The organism is Parendozoicomonas sp. 209JJ7-1, from assembly GCF_058147085.1.
In genome coordinates, this window is record NZ_JBYVJU010000008.1 from 42,037 (window position 1) to 58,387 (window position 16,351).

The window sequence follows — 16,351 nt, forward strand, 5'->3', positions numbered from 1 at the left end:
AAGGCATCAATATTCGATTACTTATGCCTGGGCACTTATGCTCCTATACTTCAGTTGCGGGAACTGCTTCCTCATTAATCGCACGACAGAGTGTATGTTCTAGACTGTCCCAGTCCAAAGGTTCACTGTTAATAACCTCAATCCGGCTGTGTTCACAGTCATCCAGCTCCAGGATACTGACAACACCATTTTGCGCATTAAACGCCCGTACTCCCTGTTCAGTATGCACGACAGCTTTCAAACGTTCAGCATCAACACAGTTAAACAGCTGGAACAATTTATCAAAGTGAAATTCCAGGGATTCATGGAACAGCCAGCCACAACTGACACGGCCCTGACCTTTATTTTCCCTGCGAATAAAGTCCTGTCCCTCTGGCAAAACCAGGGGAGCGTCCGATGCTTTATTAGCATGGTGATGGTGAGCATCAGCATTCACCGCCTGATAATGCTGCTGCCGGGGCAGATCAAGCCAGGCCGGATCAAGTTTCCCCTGGCTGACCCAGCCAAAGGTTTTACGCTTATCCTGAACGGCACAGTACTCTTCAAACAGCTCCCGCTCTTTTTCTCCGCAGATATCTGTTTTATTTGCCACCAAAACATCAGACAAAGCCACCTGATCCCGGAAATTATCATTTTCCAGATAGCGCTGATCCGTCAGGTTTCCTGGGTCCAGCAGACAGATACTGGCCCGTAAATCCAGAATATCCCGGTAATGTTCTCCGGTCAGGGTGTTCAGGATCTGTTCCGGGTGACCAAGGCCGGTGGGTTCAATAAGAATACGATCGGGCCTGCTGCGGGCAATCAGCATATTCAGAGCAATCTGCATGGGCAAACCCGCCACACAGCACATACATCCACCGGACACTTCACGCACCACAGCGCCTTTGCCAGACAGCATGGCCCCGTCTATACCAATTTCCCCAAACTCATTGACCAGTACGCCCCAGGTCTCTTGCTCAGGCTTATTGGCCAGAAGGTGGAGTATTGCGGTGGTTTTGCCTGCACCAAGGAAACCGGTAATGATATTTGCCGATATAGACTTGTTCATAGGTACAGCATCCGAAAAATGTTATACAGTAATATTTCTTCGGCACGAGTGAAGCACCTGCTGCACATTAAATCTCGTTTTCACTGTGTACATCGGCAAACAACTCACCATCGTCGTTTTCTGAAACAGCAACAGTAATCGGCTGACAGCAGACCTGGCAGTCTTCAATGTAAGAATCCCCTGTATCCTCACTGTTCAGCAACAGTTCAATGCGCTCGCCACAGTAAGGACAGGATATCAGCGCTGACGTGAGCTCATTCATATTCACCCTCTATACAGACTCTCTATACCAACCTATGCAGACTCCCCACTTTCTGCAGGCTCTCTACTGCAGAGTTTCCACTCAGGCTTTTTATACCAGGACCTGTTGAAAAACAGATACTGTGAGGGTACTGCTCAACAGAACGAATATAATCTGTTCGCCAGCATAGTCTACGATATATGGTCTGTTCCATATCGTTTTCTACGCTTTACACATGATCTCATGAGAATTCAGCCTTTTCTTTTCTGTTCTGTACTGCTGATGTTTTTTTCCTGCAGCGTGCTGTCGGGGTTTCCCGAAACAATTACCCATATCGACAGGCTGCTGGCACAGGGGAAAGAAGTGACCATTCTGTTTGTTGATGTGAACAACTCCTTTCTCTCCCGCAGTATCCTTGCAGGGCGTCTGCTGACGGCTCAGGAACGGATTGCTCTCAAGTATCGTGATGACTACCGTGTGCATTTTATTGATGTTCAGTATCAGTCCAGAGATGAAGGAAGCACCCTTGAGTCCCTGCGGGCAATAACGAATGCGAAAGCCAGGGCCATGTTTGATGGCAAGCTGGTAGGTACCAGGGAGGAAGATGATTTCTTCATTGTCGACTTTTTAAACCACGCAGAATTTGTCGACTGGGTGAATAATAATCTGGCTGACGCGATTAAGGCCTATGCCTCAAACGATGTTATGCTCTTTGGTTCGACGGACCAGCACGATGTAAACGATATCATTGATGAACTGATTAATTCGGGCAAACAGATTCATGTTGACCCGGAACTCACACTGATAAATCCAACAACAGAAGAACGTGCATTTGAAGAAGACATCTACAGCATAGAGGATTATGAGGCATGGGTTATTGTTTCTGAACACAATAAAAGGCAATACTGGGAAGGGATGGCTGCAGAGGAAAGTCAAGTGCATGTCATCAGTCAATCATCGTCGGCAACATGCAATATCCTTTAAGCCTGGATATTTCACCAAAGTAAAGCCACCTTCTAAAGAAGGTGACATTGCAGGAGCCCTTTCATAGTAGTCCCTTGTAATAGCCCCTTGTAATAACCCCTTGCTCAGTATTCCATTCCTTCCCACAGCCCTCCACTGTCTTGACATTAGGAGACAGCATACTAAGTTCAGATTTCTTCAGCTTCATCTCACTTTGAGGTATGGGCATGCACTTCTTCAGAGAGCTTACGGTATGCAGCATGGTAGCCTTCTGCTGTACTGTGGCAGCAGATTTTGTGGAGGACGGCATGGGTTATCATGTCATTCCCAACTCCTCAGATACTATAAGCAACGCTGAAGGCTGCATAAAGGATGGTGATGAAATTCCAAACGATAACTGCAGCTATTGCTGCCAGGATAGATGCTGCTGCGGAAACTGCATGGTGCTGTTCAATCCCCGGAATGGGCAAAAAACTGGAGCCGTCTGCGAACCGCAGTAATGGTAAAGACCTCACGCTATGAGCTGTTACTGCTGACTGGTACAGGTCCAGGTGCAGCGCTCTTTCTTCAATACCATTTTCTGTTGCCCGCCATCACCTATCTATGTAGCTCTGCAAGGCCTGAGCGCTCTTATTCTTGGAAGCAGAGCTGACGCTCTCAAGTGAAAGCCCCTAAAAGCCTTCCTACTGCAGCCATCAGCTATTCGTACTCATGCCTATCACAGGTATACTTGCTGGTTTATATTCCCGCCCCCATCAGATTGAAGCTGCATTATGGAAAAGACTTACAATCCGAGTGCTATTGAGAGCACCTGGTACAAAACCTGGGAAGAGAAGGGTTATTTCGCCCCGTCTGGCTCAGGCACCCCTTACAGCATCATGCTTCCGCCGCCGAACGTCACCGGCAGCCTACATATGGGGCATGCTTTCCAGCAGTCAATTATGGATGCCCTGATCCGCTACAAGCGCATGAAAGGCAACAACACCCTGTGGCAGGTGGGTACCGACCACGCCGGTATCGCCACACAAATGGTCGTTGAGCGCAAGGTGATGGTCGAGGAAGGCAAGACCCGCCACGACTACGGTCGGGACGCCTTTACCGACAAAATCTGGGAGTGGAAGGCCGAATCCGGCGGCAACATCACTCGCCAGATGCGTCGTCTGGGCGACTCTGCTGACTGGGACAGCGAACGCTTCACCATGGACGATGGCTTCTACAAAGCCGTACAGGAAGTCTTTATCCGCTTGTACGAAGACGACCTGATCTACCGCGGTAAGCGTCTGGTGAACTGGGACCCGAAGCTGCACACAGCTATCTCCGATCTGGAAGTGGAGAACAAGGAAAAGCAGGGCCATATGTGGCATCTGCGATACCCCCTGGCGGATGGGGCCAAGACCGGCGAAGGTAAAGATTACATCGTTGTCGCCACCACCCGTCCGGAAACCATGCTCGGTGATACTGGCGTGGCCGTAAACCCGGAAGATCCACGTTACAAAGACCTGATCGGCAAGGACATCGTTCTGCCCCTGGTGGGCCGCCGTATTCCCATTGTTGGCGACGAGCACGCCGATATGGAAAAGGGTACCGGCTGTGTGAAGATTACCCCGGCCCACGACTTTAACGATAATGAAGTCGGCAAGCGCTGCAGTCTGCCCATGGTCAATATCATGACCCTGAACGGCGACATCCGAGAACAGGCCGAAGCCTTCAATATTGACGGCTCCTTAAACAGCGATGTCGATACCGCCATTCCGGAACAGTTCCGGGGTCTGGAACGTTTCGCCGCCCGTAAGGCCATTGTTGCTGCCTTTGAAGAAGCCGGCCTGCTGGAAAAGATCGACGACCACTCCCTGATGGTGCCCTACGGTGACCGTTCCGGCGTGGTTATCGAACCCCTGCTGACCGACCAGTGGTTTGTGAAAACCGCGCCCCTGGCTGAGCCTGCCATCAAAGCTGTTGAGAACGGCGATATCCAGTTTGTTCCCAGGCAGTACGAGAACATGTACTTCTCCTGGATGCGTGATATTCAGGACTGGTGTATTTCCCGCCAGCTGTGGTGGGGCCACCGCATTCCCGCCTGGTACGACAACAACGGCAATGTCTACGTGGCCCGCAGCGAAGCAGAAGTCCGTGAAAAGAACGGCCTGGCCGCTGACGTGGAACTGCGTCAGGACGATGATGTTCTGGACACCTGGTTCTCCTCCGGCCTGTGGACCTTTGGTACTCAGGGCTGGCCGGAAAATACCGACCGCCTGCAGACCTTCCACCCCTCTGATGTACTGGTGACCGGCTTTGACATCATTTTCTTCTGGGTTGCCCGAATGATTATGATGACCATGCACTTTATGAAAGACGACACTGATCCTAAAAATCCGGGCAAGCCCCAAGTGCCGTTCAAACATGTGTACGTCACTGGTCTGATTCGGGACGAGAACGGCGACAAGATGTCCAAGTCCAAGGGCAACGTCCTTGATCCCCTGGATATGATTGACGGTATCGACCTGGAATCCCTGGTGCAGAAGCGCTGCGGCAATATGATGCAGCCCAAGCTGGCCCAGAAGATCGAAAAGCGTACCCGCAAAACCTTTGCCGAGGGCATTGCTCCCCACGGCACCGACGCCCTGCGCTACACCCTCTACTCACTGGCTTCTACCGGCCGTGATATCAACTGGGATATGAAGCGCCTGGAAGGTTACCGGAACTTCTGTAACAAGATCTGGAATGCTGCTAACTATGTTCTGATGAACACTGAAGGCCAGGATTGTGGGCAGAATGGTGACGTACAGGGAGGTACTCATGCCGCGGGAGACAGGATGTCGGGAGCGGCGGAAGAGATTGAACTGACCCTGGCGGATAAGTGGATTATCTCCAGGCTGCAGCGGGTTGAGGCTCAGGTTACCAAAAATATCGATGACTTCCGTCTCGACCATGCTTCCCAGAACCTGTACGACTTTATCTGGAACGAGTACTGCGCCTGGTATCTGGAATTGTCCAAGCCGGTGCTTTGGGATGAAACAGCACCGGAGGCCCGCAAGCGCGGCACCCGTCGTACGCTCGTCCGTGTACTGGAAGCCATTATGCGAATTGCCCACCCGTTTATGCCTTATATCACCGAGGAAATCTGGCAGCAACTCAAGCCTCTGGCCTTCTCGTCTAAAGAACCACAGGGCGACACCATTATGACCGCCGCCTACCCGGTAGCCGATGAGAGCAAGATCGACGCCCAGGCTGAGGAAGATATCGAATGGTTGAAAGGCTTTATCACCGGCATCCGGAATATCCGTGCCGAAATGAATATCGGCCCCAGCAAGCCTCTGGACGTAATTCTGCGTAATACCTCTGCAGAAGACCTGCGTCGTCTGGAAGACAACAGCGGCTTCCTGACTTCCCTGGCCAAACTGTCCGACCTCAAGGCCCTGAAAGACGGTGAAGAAGCGCCCATGTCCGCCACCCAGCTGGTTGGCGAGATGGAAGTTCTGGTGCCTATGACCGGCCTGATCGACAAGGATAAGGAGATCGCCCGCCTGAACCGCGAAGTGGAAAAGCTGAGCAAAGAAGTGACCCGCTTTGAAAGCAAGCTCTCCAACGAGAAATTTGTCGGCAAGGCACCGGCGGCGGTTATTGAGAAGGAAAAGGCCAAGCTGGAAGAGGTCCGTATCGCTCTTAACAAGATGGAAGAGCAACTGACAGCAATTAAAATGCTGTAAAAGCGCCTTAACTGCACTTCAAATAACGGCTCCTGATGGAGCCGTTATTTTTTCCTGGAATAAGCAACCTGAATCGCAGTCACCCTGCAAGGGGTAAGGGGTATCAGGGCTGGTTGTCTTATTCTTTTCTCTCTGAATCAGAAAACAACCGGCAGTGTACAACTATAAAAATACTCGTGATAAAGAGCGTGGTGCTTTTTCCTGACAGGAGTGCAGCACTTCATCGCACCGGTAGCAGCAGGATTGGTATAGCAATTATGATAATCTATTCTCAAACTCCCTGTAGCACTACTGCCCGGTACTGGCGTCAGGGAAAGACCTGCTTTTGAATTATCTTTGCTGAAATAATAATTCAACTGATACTGGCCGGACTCTCCTGCCACTGACACCGCATAAAAGCCATGGGGAGAATGTTCCCTGCTATGCACTTCCCCTACCTGACGAGGAGCCATCTGCGCTGCCGGAATCTGAACCGGATGATTGGTTAGATAACAGTTATTATTTTTACTGCCATCGTGGGGCACGCTGCACCCGGAGACGGTCAGCATCATGCCCGTTTGATTCTGCAGACTGATCACCGCTTTATACTTATCGTCATAAGCGGCACAGGCCAGCCCGGAAGAAGCGGCGACTAATACCAAAAAGCTGGTACGGGGCAGAGACAGTTTCATAACCAACTCATTCACAAATAAGCCGTAGGAATGATGAAAATAGTCACTTTTTTCCCAATCACAAGCTAACTTAACCTTCCCAGCCTTCTGCTACTCTCCTGCTTTCAGTTATGCTATTTAAGCTGTATTTACAATTACGTCCCCTGTCTTTTATGACATTACGTTTTTACAATATTACGTTGTATCGGAGTTTTTTATGAAATCAGCCCTGATATTGGCTTCAGCACTGTTTTTCAGCTTTGCTCTTCATGCCACTCCGCCCACAGAGCTGAATGGCGTCAAGCTTGCCCCGACAATTACTCTGGAAGGCAAAACCCTGCAATTGAACGGTGCTGGTATACGTACCAAGTTTTTTTTCAAAGTCTACGTTGCCTCCCTGTATGTGGAAAATAAAACCAATAACGCTGAGACTGTTCTTTCAGGTGAAGATCATGTCGCCATACGCCTGAATATCACTTCCTCCCTGGTGACTTCCGAGAAAATGATCACCACTGTTGAGGACGGCTTTGAAAAGGCAACCCATGGCCATGTCGCGCCTCTGCAGAAACGTATCGACAAACTAATGGCTATTTTCTCCAAAGAGAAAATCAAGGATGGCGATCAATTCACACTGCTCGGCACAATCAGTGCAGGCGTCACCGTTTATAAAAACGGAAAGGAAGCTACAAAGGTGGAAGGTGAAGACTTCCGCAAAGCCCTGTTTGCCATCTGGCTTGGGGATGACCCGGTTGACCCCGACCTGAAAGAAGCCCTCCTGGGAGGCTAATGACTTTACTATCTGACTTTCCTTTCGATCAGCAGTTTTCAGGCCAGCACTTCCCGGTAATTCTCTCGTTTTATCGGGTGGCTGACCTTAGTATTAAGGAAGTTCTCCCCTTCCAGACTGCGCAGCCACTCCTCGATATGCTCTTTCTCATGGTCAGCAACCTGCTCCCAGGCATTTAATGATCGTTGAACCATCCACTGCAGGTAACTGGTTTCCAGTCTGGAACCCTGCTCTTCACCAATAACAAACTGACTTTTGCCAACAGCACGGGATACGTGTTTAGTACCGGGATGCTGTTCTATATATCTGTTCACGCCCCTAATAACAGAGCGGCAGAATTCAAACTGTTCAGCAAAAATGGCTTTTAACAGGGGTTCAAGGGTTTCGGGAACCCTGTCATCTGCCAGATATTCGCCCTTATCCGGCAGAGGCGACTGAAGCCGCTCAAACCAGGCGACAATTGCCGGGAAGTCATCAAACAGTGTTTTTGTACCAGGATCACGATAAAGGTGTGCCCATAACGGCCCGTAGATGGAGAAATCACCAATACAGGGCTTGCTGCCAAGCAGAAACAAATGCTTTTCAAAATGCTGATTGAGAATACTCAGCAATCGTAGTGTATAACGTTCAATACCCTCTTTTACCTTTCCCTGAATGCCGAAAAGAGGAAGATAACGGCGCATATTATCTGCCACTTTGTGTCCGATTTTTCGCTGGATAAATTTCGGTCCCAGTGGCCAACCATTGCGCCCGAACTCCTCAATGGCAAAACTGGCATTTTCCGGAACATTCCATCGGTAATGCAGCGCCGCCAGGGTCAGCCACTCATCACCATGGAGCTCCAGAAGATTCGCCACAATAAACTGCCGGGAAGTATGGGGATAAACCGGATTGTCCGGATACAGGGTTTCAAAGTGGTCAATAATCTCGCTGGAATCCTGCCACCACTGGGCATCCGGTGTTTGCACCACCGGCATCACCATACGACCAACCCTGTTTTTAATAGTGGTCACCATAGTCAGAAAATTAGGAGCCTTCTCCTGAAACGGTATCCCTTTATAGGCCAGGTATGTCGCTACCTTCTGGGTGTAGGGTGAGACTTTCCATCCATAGAGCACATAGGCATCAGACATACTGTTTTCCTTTCAGAGCTGTGCCCTTAAGGTGGCAAACTCTTTACGCCTCAACAATGGCAAAAGCACTCATTCATACCCACTTTCCCCAACTTAGGGTATATTTCCTGCCCATTTTCATCGTAACAGACCCTTATCTATGCTCAGCTACCGTCACGGATTCCATGCCGGCAACCATGCTGATGTTCTCAAGCACCTGGTGCAGTCTCTGATAATTGAGTACCTGACCCGCAAGGATAACCCCCTGTGCTATATCGACACCCATTCCGCCACCGGAGGTTACTCCCTTAGCGATGCTTTTGCGGAAAAAACAGCGGAGTGGCAAGAAGGCATCGGTCTGCTCTGGGACGAAAAGAATCTTCCCGCAGAGCTGGAAGAGTATTTATCCCCTGTCAGAGCATTTAATTCCGGTGATAAGCTGAAGCTCTATCCCGGTTCCCCGACCATTGCCGCAGAACTGCTGCGTCCCAGGGACCGCCTTCAACTCTTTGAACTTCATCCGGCCGACAGCCGGGAACTGACCAGAAACTTTGCTGAAGATCGCCGGGTAAAAGTCACCCGGGGAAATGGCTTTGCCGGCCTGAAAGCCCTGCTGCCTCCTGTAGAGCGCCGGGCACTGGTGCTGATTGATCCACCCTACGAAGTAAAAGACGACTACAACACGGTTATCAAGGCACTGAAAGAAGCCATGCAGCGTTTTGCCAGCGGAGTCTATGCAGTCTGGTATCCCCAGCTGGACAGCGAACATTCCCGGATGTTCCCCCGCCGGCTGGTGAGCTGTGGCGCTGAACGCTGGCTTCATGTGACCCTGCAGGTTCGCGGCAAACAGACCGGCGGCATGTACGGCAGTGGTATGTTTGTGATCAACCCACCCTGGCTGCTGGTACAACAGCTAAAAAACAGCCTGCCTGCGGTGGTTGAAAAGCTGAGACAAAACCCGGATGCCGGGTTTACCCTGAAAACCAAAGGGCTGGATTAAATTTTACAGGCATTTTGAGTCATAAGGTGATCTCCAGTTTTTTACAATTGCCTTGCTGAGAGTGCTTTATTTAAGACCAGTTCTTACGACAAAACCAGGCAGAGTAACCAGACCGGTTATTCTGCCGCTTCGCTACCCTCCAGAGCCTGCAGTCTCTTCATGCAGCACGAATCAGAGTCTGAAAGAAGAATAAAATTCTAAAATATGGAGCTAGAGTGGGTAAATACATTAATGGAGACTTATCCTCAACATAACTTCGCGAGAACTTCTCTTCCGGATAAAACTCATTATCACTGATACTTTCTTTCAGGAGATGTGAAATGAAACATCTATATGTATATGCAAAAACGACTTTATATCTTCATAGTTTTCTATTGGCATTGCTCTGCCTGTGTATAACTCAATCGCCGGTTTTACAGGCAGAGGAAAAATACTTCCAGATATGGGAGACGGACGGGGATCATTTCGAGTCAAAAAAAACAAGTGGGGGTTCAGTAGAGACTAAACTCATAGACGGAAACATTATTGAGCAAAAAATCAAAAGTGATCTTGCTATCTCTGCCACTGCCTCTGCCACTCCCACCCTCCTCAAGATAGGTGCAAGCCTGGAACCAAATCTTGCTGAAGTAAACTTTTCCGGCAATAAAATTCCTAATGTTCTGCTATTGGAGCAGTTTCTTGCGTCCCAACCTCGCCGAAATGCCATTTTCCAGCGGATGAAACTAAAACCAATTGTATTTTTGAATATTCCTGCCATCAGTACCAGAGGGAAGCAAACCCATATACAACCGATTGTTCAGATTGTTGGCATGGAAGGACGGGCAAACAGGGTTACATTACTGGCCAGCACTCTGGCCTGCAATAATTGCAGCTGTGAACAGTGCCCTGAAAAGAACGAAAGCATAATGCAATATTGTGCAGAATGCCCCTGCTGTGCACAGTCCGGCTGTACACAGCAGGGTGGATGTATTGGTAATAAAAAAGCAGTCATCCTGATAACGCTGTCTGATTCCAACGATAAGGTTGCCCTCGTTCACGTTCGCCATGACGCAGGTATTTCAACAGTCGTTCTGTCCGACAGTCCATTTCAGGCACCAGAAGAAGTTCCCGAGAATATAGCGGATATCGCTGCCTTCTTTAAATCATTGGATATGACAAAAATAGAAGCTGCAACCTTCACTCTGCTTCAGCTCAACATTGCGTTTCCACCCTCTTCTGTGGGTTCCAAGAAAGAGTTTCAGGCTTTGCCTCCGCCCGTTCCAACAAAGAGAAAAACAAGAAGCAGCTTTACATAAGCACTTACATAAGCAAACGGGGCTGAACCTGTTGGCTGGCCCCGCCATTTTTTTACCTTGGAAAAGGCGAATTTGCGCTCGAATATTATACTCACCCGTGAGTGATGATCCCCCAGGTACCCAGACACCGGGGGCGGGAAATCATTCACCATTCGTCTTCCTGTCCAAAGACTTCTCAAGGCCCAGCTGCTGACGGGCTTTATGTCGGCGCATAGCCCGAACCTTACCAGCTACTTGTAATAATGGCCGATCCCGCTTCCAGAGGGCCTGCTCAGAAGGAGTGGGAATCTTCTCGACAAGCTCATCAAGGAGCGTTTCGAAATAGCCTTTTACTCCTGCCAGAGTAAGATCTCCCTGAAAACGATCTCCCCCGGCAAGACAGCCATCCAGGGAATAAAACAGTGCCAGTGCTTTTTCCACCAGCCCTGCCTCACCAAGTTCAAAGGCTTTATGGGCCATCCTGCCCAGCACCGCACCCTGAACATGGATATCTTCCACGAACCGGAATGGACGCATATAATCCAGATAACCATCCCCTGGTAAAATAGCAGAGTCGAAAACAGTAACTCTCTCCATAGACATACGGTCATGGGACAGCTCAGGAACAAAGGACAGACTCGGACACGCCGCAAAGGTCACTCCGGAAGAGGCCACCGGAACGCGCACTATCTTCAACACCGGACGTCCTTCCCCATCTTCACCGGTTTTGGCCACTACCAGGACTTCATCAGCGCAGGAGCCACAGGAGATATAAGTTTTTGTGCCATTCAGACACCAATCGCCGCCGTTCTCAATCAGGCGCGTTTCGATATTTCGGGGGTGATTTCCATTTTCCTCCGTAATCCCCAAAGCCAGAATCTCTTCCTTATCAGCCAAATCAGGTACCAGATAACGAATGCTCCACTGATACCCACCGGTAAATGCCCAGGCCATACGATCCGCCCTGCAACCATCAGCAAACGCCTGTTCAAGGGTTGATCCCTGCGGCAGCCAGCTTTTGCTCCAGCGTTCCTTCCATTGGTTAATATCTGAACAGTTCTCTGTTTTTTTCAACAGGATCGTGGCTAAATTTTTCATAACTATTCTCACAAGCCATTCTCACAAGCCATTCTCACCAGCCGTTTTGCAAGATCCGTACTCCGGCCCCAATGTAGCAGAGAGTCACAGCACAAAAACAGACAAAAATCAGCGAAAAACGGACCATCGTCATATATTGGTCATACCTCCGTCACATCACCGTAAAGGCACCTTCATAACCTGTGATCATAAAAATTCATGTTCAGGTAATCAGTTATGGCACCGGCCAAGAGCAGGACGTCAATCTCAGCAAATGCTTCGGGGTCAACAGAATCCGGTCTTAGCGTCGGCTTCGCCAGTACCGGGCAGGATATGGATGATATATTCCGCCTGCGTCACGAAGTGTTTTCCAGCACATTCAATGGCGAGTTCGACAGCTCCGCCCTTGATACCGACATGTTTGACGCACACTGCAAGCACCTGATTCTGCGGGATAACAGCACTGGTGAAGCCATTGCCACCACCCGCCTGTTGAGCGATGAAGCTGCCGGTCTCATCGGCCATTTTTACAGCCAGAGCGAATTCTTCCTTCCGGGTATTACCGAACTGCCAGGCCGGATACTTGAGCTTGGACGTACCTGTATTAAAGAAGGCTACCGTGACGGCGCGGCTATCTTTGTGCTCTGGCAGGCCCTGGCACGGTTCCTGATGGAGAATAACTACCGCTACCTGATCGGCTGCGCCAGTATCAGCATGGACGACGGCGGCATCCAGACTGAAGCTGTCATGAAAGATATTCGTGACAAATATATTGATCACACCCGTATCCACGCCCAGCCCAGGACAGCCGTTCCCCAGCTGACCCTGCCAGACAATGTCGTGGCTCGTATGCCCACTTTACTGAAAACCTATCTGCGCCTTGGCGCACGTGTATGTGGTGAACCATCCTGGGATAAAGAGTTTGGCTGCGCGGATGTTTTCATCCTGCTGGACCTGAACGAGCTGTGTCCCCGTTATGCACGCCGTTTTCATCTCGAAAACTGGAAGCCCGGAGAGTAAATAATGGGTTCCATGGTTGCTCAGACAGCTGAAAGAATAACAGAAAGCCCTGTACTGCCAGTACTGCGCAAAGTGCTGCGAACAACGGCCATCCTGCTGTTAATTACCCTTGGCCTGTTACTGGCTCTCTGGCTGCAGGTGTTGATCTGGGCGGACCGGGTTTACCCTTCCGCCCGGGTAAATAATATCCGCATGTCACTGAAGCAATGGTGGCTGGGGTGCCTCTGTCAGATTCTTGGGTTAAAAATATACCGTAAAGGCGGACCCTGGACCGGGCCGGTACTGATGGCCTGTAACCATATTTCCTGGCTGGATATTCCCATTCTCGGAGCCAGTGTGTCGTTTCACTTTCTGTCCAAGGCAGAACTGCGTAAATGGCCCATTATAGGCTGGCTGGCGGAGGTAACCGGCACACTGTTTATACGGCGTGGGGCAGGAGACAGCCGTAATGTCACCCGGCAGCTTTCCAATTACCTGAGCCAGGGTAACAGCGTGCTGTTCTTCCCGGAAGGCACGACATCAGACGGGCGACAGGTTCTGCCTTTCCACAGTCGTTTGTTTAAAAGCGCAATTACCAGTGAAGTGGCTGTTCAGCCAATCACTATCGCTTACTGTGAAACTGGACTGCCCCATACACGGGTGCCGTTTATTAACGACGATTCCCTGATACCCCACATCTGGCAGTTACTGGGTGAGCCAAGTATCCATGTTCACATCCAGTATCATCCCCCGGTTCTGGCTACGGACAAACAGCTGCGGGAACTGGCCCAGGCCACCCGAGCTACGATTGCCAATGGTCTGGACAGCATCTTTCCTCTAATGAAATCTCAGGAGGAGTGCTCTGCCGCACGGGATATTTCTGAAGGAGAGTTTTCCTCCCCGGAAGTGGCCATCTGAACTCAGTATTCGGAGCTGCCAAAGATCAGCTCCGGGGCAGCACTTTCCCGTTTGCAGCTCCGGCACCTGTAGGCAGTGAAGTGGTGTTTTTAGGCAGATTCACCAACTGCCAGCACACAGATCATGACCAGTTTGTCAGAACTCCCCTTCCCAGAAACGGTCTTATTTTTACCGGGTATCCAGCATACAGTTATAAAAAGGGCACCAATGTATACACTATGGAAAGCACTTTCAGGAACATCCGCGCCTGCGCCTGCCCCTGGCATCCAGAAAAGTGCGCCGGAAAGAGGACTGCTAACACCTGCACTGGCGCTATCACTTATTCCTGAATATAAACATCATATCTACTTGGAAGTAGGGTGTCTCCTTGGGCTGCCCATCAGTACATTGCAGGTAGATATTCAGAGCCAGCGACTTCAGCAGCCTGCTTCGAAGGACACACAAGCCATGGGGTTTGTTCTTGAGCAGGCTCAACACAATCAGTTGTTGACGGCCGAGCGACTGGTAACGGCTCTGATGCTTGCTTGGGGGGAATGCCTTGCCAATGAGGTCGCCAGAGCACTCCGCTGTGTCGTTGTTACACAGCCGTCATGCTTTCTTGCTCCTGGTAATACCCACCCCGATGAAGTGATTTCTATCATTGATGCGGCCCTGCTTCTTAAACACTTTCATCACTTCAATCAGGTGGACATCCTGTCTCTGTCTGTGGAGATGGGGTTACCCATAGAAACTGTCACCGGTATTCTGAAACACCATCACGGCAATCCCCAACTTATGTCTTACTTCCTGCTCGAGGCGCTTCAGGGGGCCGGGTTGCTAACCTGGAGGCACTTGGGCTCAGCAGCCCGGGTCTGTCAACAAAATGTCATGGGCAGTGAATTAGAAAAGGCTCTGGCCCTGCCTTCCTCTCTTCGTCAGCCGGATATTCAGCCACTGACCGATAAAACAGCGGCCTTGATGCAGCCGCTGACCTTCAGGGATTTTTGTCACTATGCCCAACCATTCGATTTAAGCCATCAAGGTGCCTGGTGTCATGTTCTTGGCTTACCCTCAGTGTTTCCAGTCCGGGCAAGCACAACAGAAAAACTCACCTGGCTGTATTCTCAATACCGAGAGACACACGGGACAATGACCCTCAATACCCTTACCCGGGCACTGTGTCATGCGAACATCAGCAACCCTGCCCTTGCTCACCAGCTTGCTGCCATCGCAACTGGGCAGCCGCTGGAGAGAAACCTCGACATTGGTGAGCTGGCTTATCAATTTCAACGGCTCAATTTTCCCCCGCTGTGGCGGGCCGCATTTGGGCAGCATCTTGGGCTTTCACCAAAGCAAGTGGATACAGCGATACAGGGCGAAATTGACGCTCAGAAGCTGTTACTGACGGCCAATCAAGAGATGAGGCTCACCCCCGAAAACCTTGTCTATGCTCTGGAGGCATGCGGTCATAAAAACTGGCTGCAATCATTGAAAGCCAGCATGCCGATACTGCAGGATGTAACGGGAAAATCTTTTGTGCCGCCACCTCCTCCCTACCTGAATGCAGAAGAGACCGGACATTCCACAGCGCCTGCCGAGGCCGGGTCACGGCGACTCACAGACGATATTATCGGCAGTCTGCCATCAAACAACTGGTACTGGATTGGCCTGGCTATGGGGGTATCCGCAGTTGACCTGAGTATGATTTACTGGAGCTACCCGAAATCACCCACACAATGCTTCTACACAATGATTGCCAGGGAGCTGCATAATAAAGTTTACGAGACCGGACACCTTTATCAGGTTCTGACTTTACTTGGTGAAACAGAGGACCTGGCGCATTTTCCGGCCCACCTTGCAGGGCAACCATCAATTCCGGTGGAACACATCGCTCCGAGGGCGAAACAGAATCAGGATCTGATAAAGCTCGCCAGCCTTATGGCACCATATCCGGAGGCATTTGCCCACGCGCTGGGCATCCACTCTTCAAGCAGCAGCACACTCATTGCTAACTACCCCCATGACAAAAAGCGCGTCATTATTGAACTGATCCAGCACTATAAGGCCAATATGCCTGCCACCCGCCTGGAGATGATGCAGGCTGTGACAAAGGCCGCACAGCTGTGTCTGCATGATGCGCCTTTCAAAACAGAAGACCCGACAAAGGTACCGCTGTTGTCTTCTGAAGCGCTACAGGAGCGTGCGGAAAGCGAATATAGTCAGATGCTCAACAACGCTGTCTTGTCCTGCCTTGAGATTCCCCAGGAGTTTATCTGTCCACTGAGTCTTGAAGTGATACAAGACCCGGTTTTCCTGGAAACAGAACCCACGAAAATCAGACATAACTTTGAACGTGGATACCTTATGAGGGCCTTCCGGATCAAACCGGAAAACCCACTTTCTCGTCAGCCCATCACAGCAGCGGACATTCAGACGGACCATGAGTTCCATCATAAATTACAAACCTGGCTGTGCGAACAACTTACATGACATCCCTTGACAACCGGTACGATGGTTTGTCTGACTGAAACGATCAAACGTTACCTCTCCCCTGTAGCTTTCCCCGTTCCCCTGAATATAGGTGACAGGCCGTTTT

At 50.4% G+C, this 16,351-nt stretch carries 13 protein-coding genes; 8 read left to right on the plus strand and 5 right to left on the minus strand.

Annotation, left to right across the window (positions count from 1 at the left end; genetic code table 11):
- Nucleotides 1-43 precede the first annotated feature (43 nt).
- Nucleotides 44-1,048: a CobW family GTP-binding protein gene (locus tag ACY2RQ_RS09605; protein WP_490112749.1), complete on the minus strand. Its 1,005-nt coding sequence runs from the start codon at nucleotides 1,046-1,048 to the stop codon at nucleotides 44-46.
- Between the two features lie 67 nt (nucleotides 1,049-1,115).
- Nucleotides 1,116-1,310, minus strand: a complete 195-nt coding sequence (locus ACY2RQ_RS09610) for a CPXCG motif-containing cysteine-rich protein (protein WP_490112750.1) — start codon at nucleotides 1,308-1,310, stop codon at nucleotides 1,116-1,118.
- 261 nt (nucleotides 1,311-1,571) lie between these two features.
- Between ACY2RQ_RS09610 and ACY2RQ_RS09615 the strand changes: the two genes are divergently transcribed.
- Together ACY2RQ_RS09615 and ACY2RQ_RS09620 are read left to right on the plus strand one after the other, a co-directional pair.
- Nucleotides 1,572-2,273: a hypothetical protein gene (locus ACY2RQ_RS09615; RefSeq protein ID WP_490112751.1), complete on the plus strand. Its 702-nt coding sequence runs from the start codon at nucleotides 1,572-1,574 to the stop codon at nucleotides 2,271-2,273.
- A 752-nt stretch (nucleotides 2,274-3,025) separates the two neighbouring features.
- Nucleotides 3,026-5,959, plus strand: coding sequence for a valine--tRNA ligase (locus ACY2RQ_RS09620; RefSeq protein WP_490112752.1), 2,934 nt, complete (start codon nucleotides 3,026-3,028; stop codon nucleotides 5,957-5,959).
- A 137-nt stretch (nucleotides 5,960-6,096) separates the two neighbouring features.
- Here the strand turns inward: ACY2RQ_RS09620 and ACY2RQ_RS09625 are convergent, their stop codons facing one another.
- Complete coding sequence (locus ACY2RQ_RS09625; RefSeq protein ID WP_490112753.1) at nucleotides 6,097-6,630, minus strand: hypothetical protein; 534 nt, start codon at nucleotides 6,628-6,630, stop codon at nucleotides 6,097-6,099.
- A gap of 196 nt (nucleotides 6,631-6,826) precedes the next feature.
- On the opposite strand from ACY2RQ_RS09625, the gene ACY2RQ_RS09630 reads away from it, so the two are divergent.
- Nucleotides 6,827-7,396 (plus strand): chalcone isomerase family protein, encoded by a 570-nt coding sequence (locus tag ACY2RQ_RS09630; RefSeq protein ID WP_490112754.1) that lies wholly within the window; start codon nucleotides 6,827-6,829, stop codon nucleotides 7,394-7,396.
- Between the two features lie 38 nt (nucleotides 7,397-7,434).
- On the opposite strand, the gene ACY2RQ_RS09635 is transcribed toward ACY2RQ_RS09630, so the two are convergent.
- Nucleotides 7,435-8,529 (minus strand): glutathione S-transferase family protein, encoded by a 1,095-nt coding sequence (locus ACY2RQ_RS09635; protein ID WP_490112755.1) that lies wholly within the window; start codon nucleotides 8,527-8,529, stop codon nucleotides 7,435-7,437.
- Between the two features lie 139 nt (nucleotides 8,530-8,668).
- On the opposite strand from ACY2RQ_RS09635, the gene ACY2RQ_RS09640 reads away from it, so the two are divergent.
- Entirely contained in the window at nucleotides 8,669-9,508 is an 840-nt protein-coding gene (locus tag ACY2RQ_RS09640) for a 23S rRNA (adenine(2030)-N(6))-methyltransferase RlmJ (protein WP_490112756.1), read from the plus strand.
- 320 nt (nucleotides 9,509-9,828) lie between these two features.
- Entirely contained in the window at nucleotides 9,829-10,803 is a 975-nt protein-coding gene (locus ACY2RQ_RS09645) for a hypothetical protein (RefSeq protein WP_490112757.1), read from the plus strand.
- Nucleotides 10,804-10,944: 141 nt separating this feature from the next.
- On the opposite strand, the gene ACY2RQ_RS09650 is transcribed toward ACY2RQ_RS09645, so the two are convergent.
- On the minus strand, nucleotides 10,945-11,880 hold the full coding sequence (locus ACY2RQ_RS09650) for an acyl-CoA dehydrogenase family protein (protein ID WP_490112758.1): 936 nt from the start codon (nucleotides 11,878-11,880) through the stop codon (nucleotides 10,945-10,947).
- Nucleotides 11,881-12,096: 216 nt separating this feature from the next.
- On the opposite strand from ACY2RQ_RS09650, the gene ACY2RQ_RS09655 reads away from it, so the two are divergent.
- The 3 genes from ACY2RQ_RS09655 to ACY2RQ_RS09665 all read left to right on the plus strand — a co-directional run bounded on the left by ACY2RQ_RS09655 (nucleotide 12,097) and on the right by ACY2RQ_RS09665 (nucleotide 16,245).
- The gene (locus ACY2RQ_RS09655; protein ID WP_490112759.1) at nucleotides 12,097-12,879 is read left to right on the plus strand and encodes a GNAT family N-acetyltransferase; all 783 of its coding nucleotides are present in this window, start codon (nucleotides 12,097-12,099) and stop codon (nucleotides 12,877-12,879) included.
- 3 nt (nucleotides 12,880-12,882) lie between these two features.
- The gene (locus tag ACY2RQ_RS09660) at nucleotides 12,883-13,776 is read left to right on the plus strand and encodes a lysophospholipid acyltransferase family protein (protein ID WP_490112760.1); all 894 of its coding nucleotides are present in this window, start codon (nucleotides 12,883-12,885) and stop codon (nucleotides 13,774-13,776) included.
- Between the two features lie 207 nt (nucleotides 13,777-13,983).
- The gene (locus ACY2RQ_RS09665; RefSeq protein ID WP_490112761.1) at nucleotides 13,984-16,245 is read left to right on the plus strand and encodes a U-box domain-containing protein; all 2,262 of its coding nucleotides are present in this window, start codon (nucleotides 13,984-13,986) and stop codon (nucleotides 16,243-16,245) included.
- Nucleotides 16,246-16,351 lie beyond the last annotated feature (106 nt).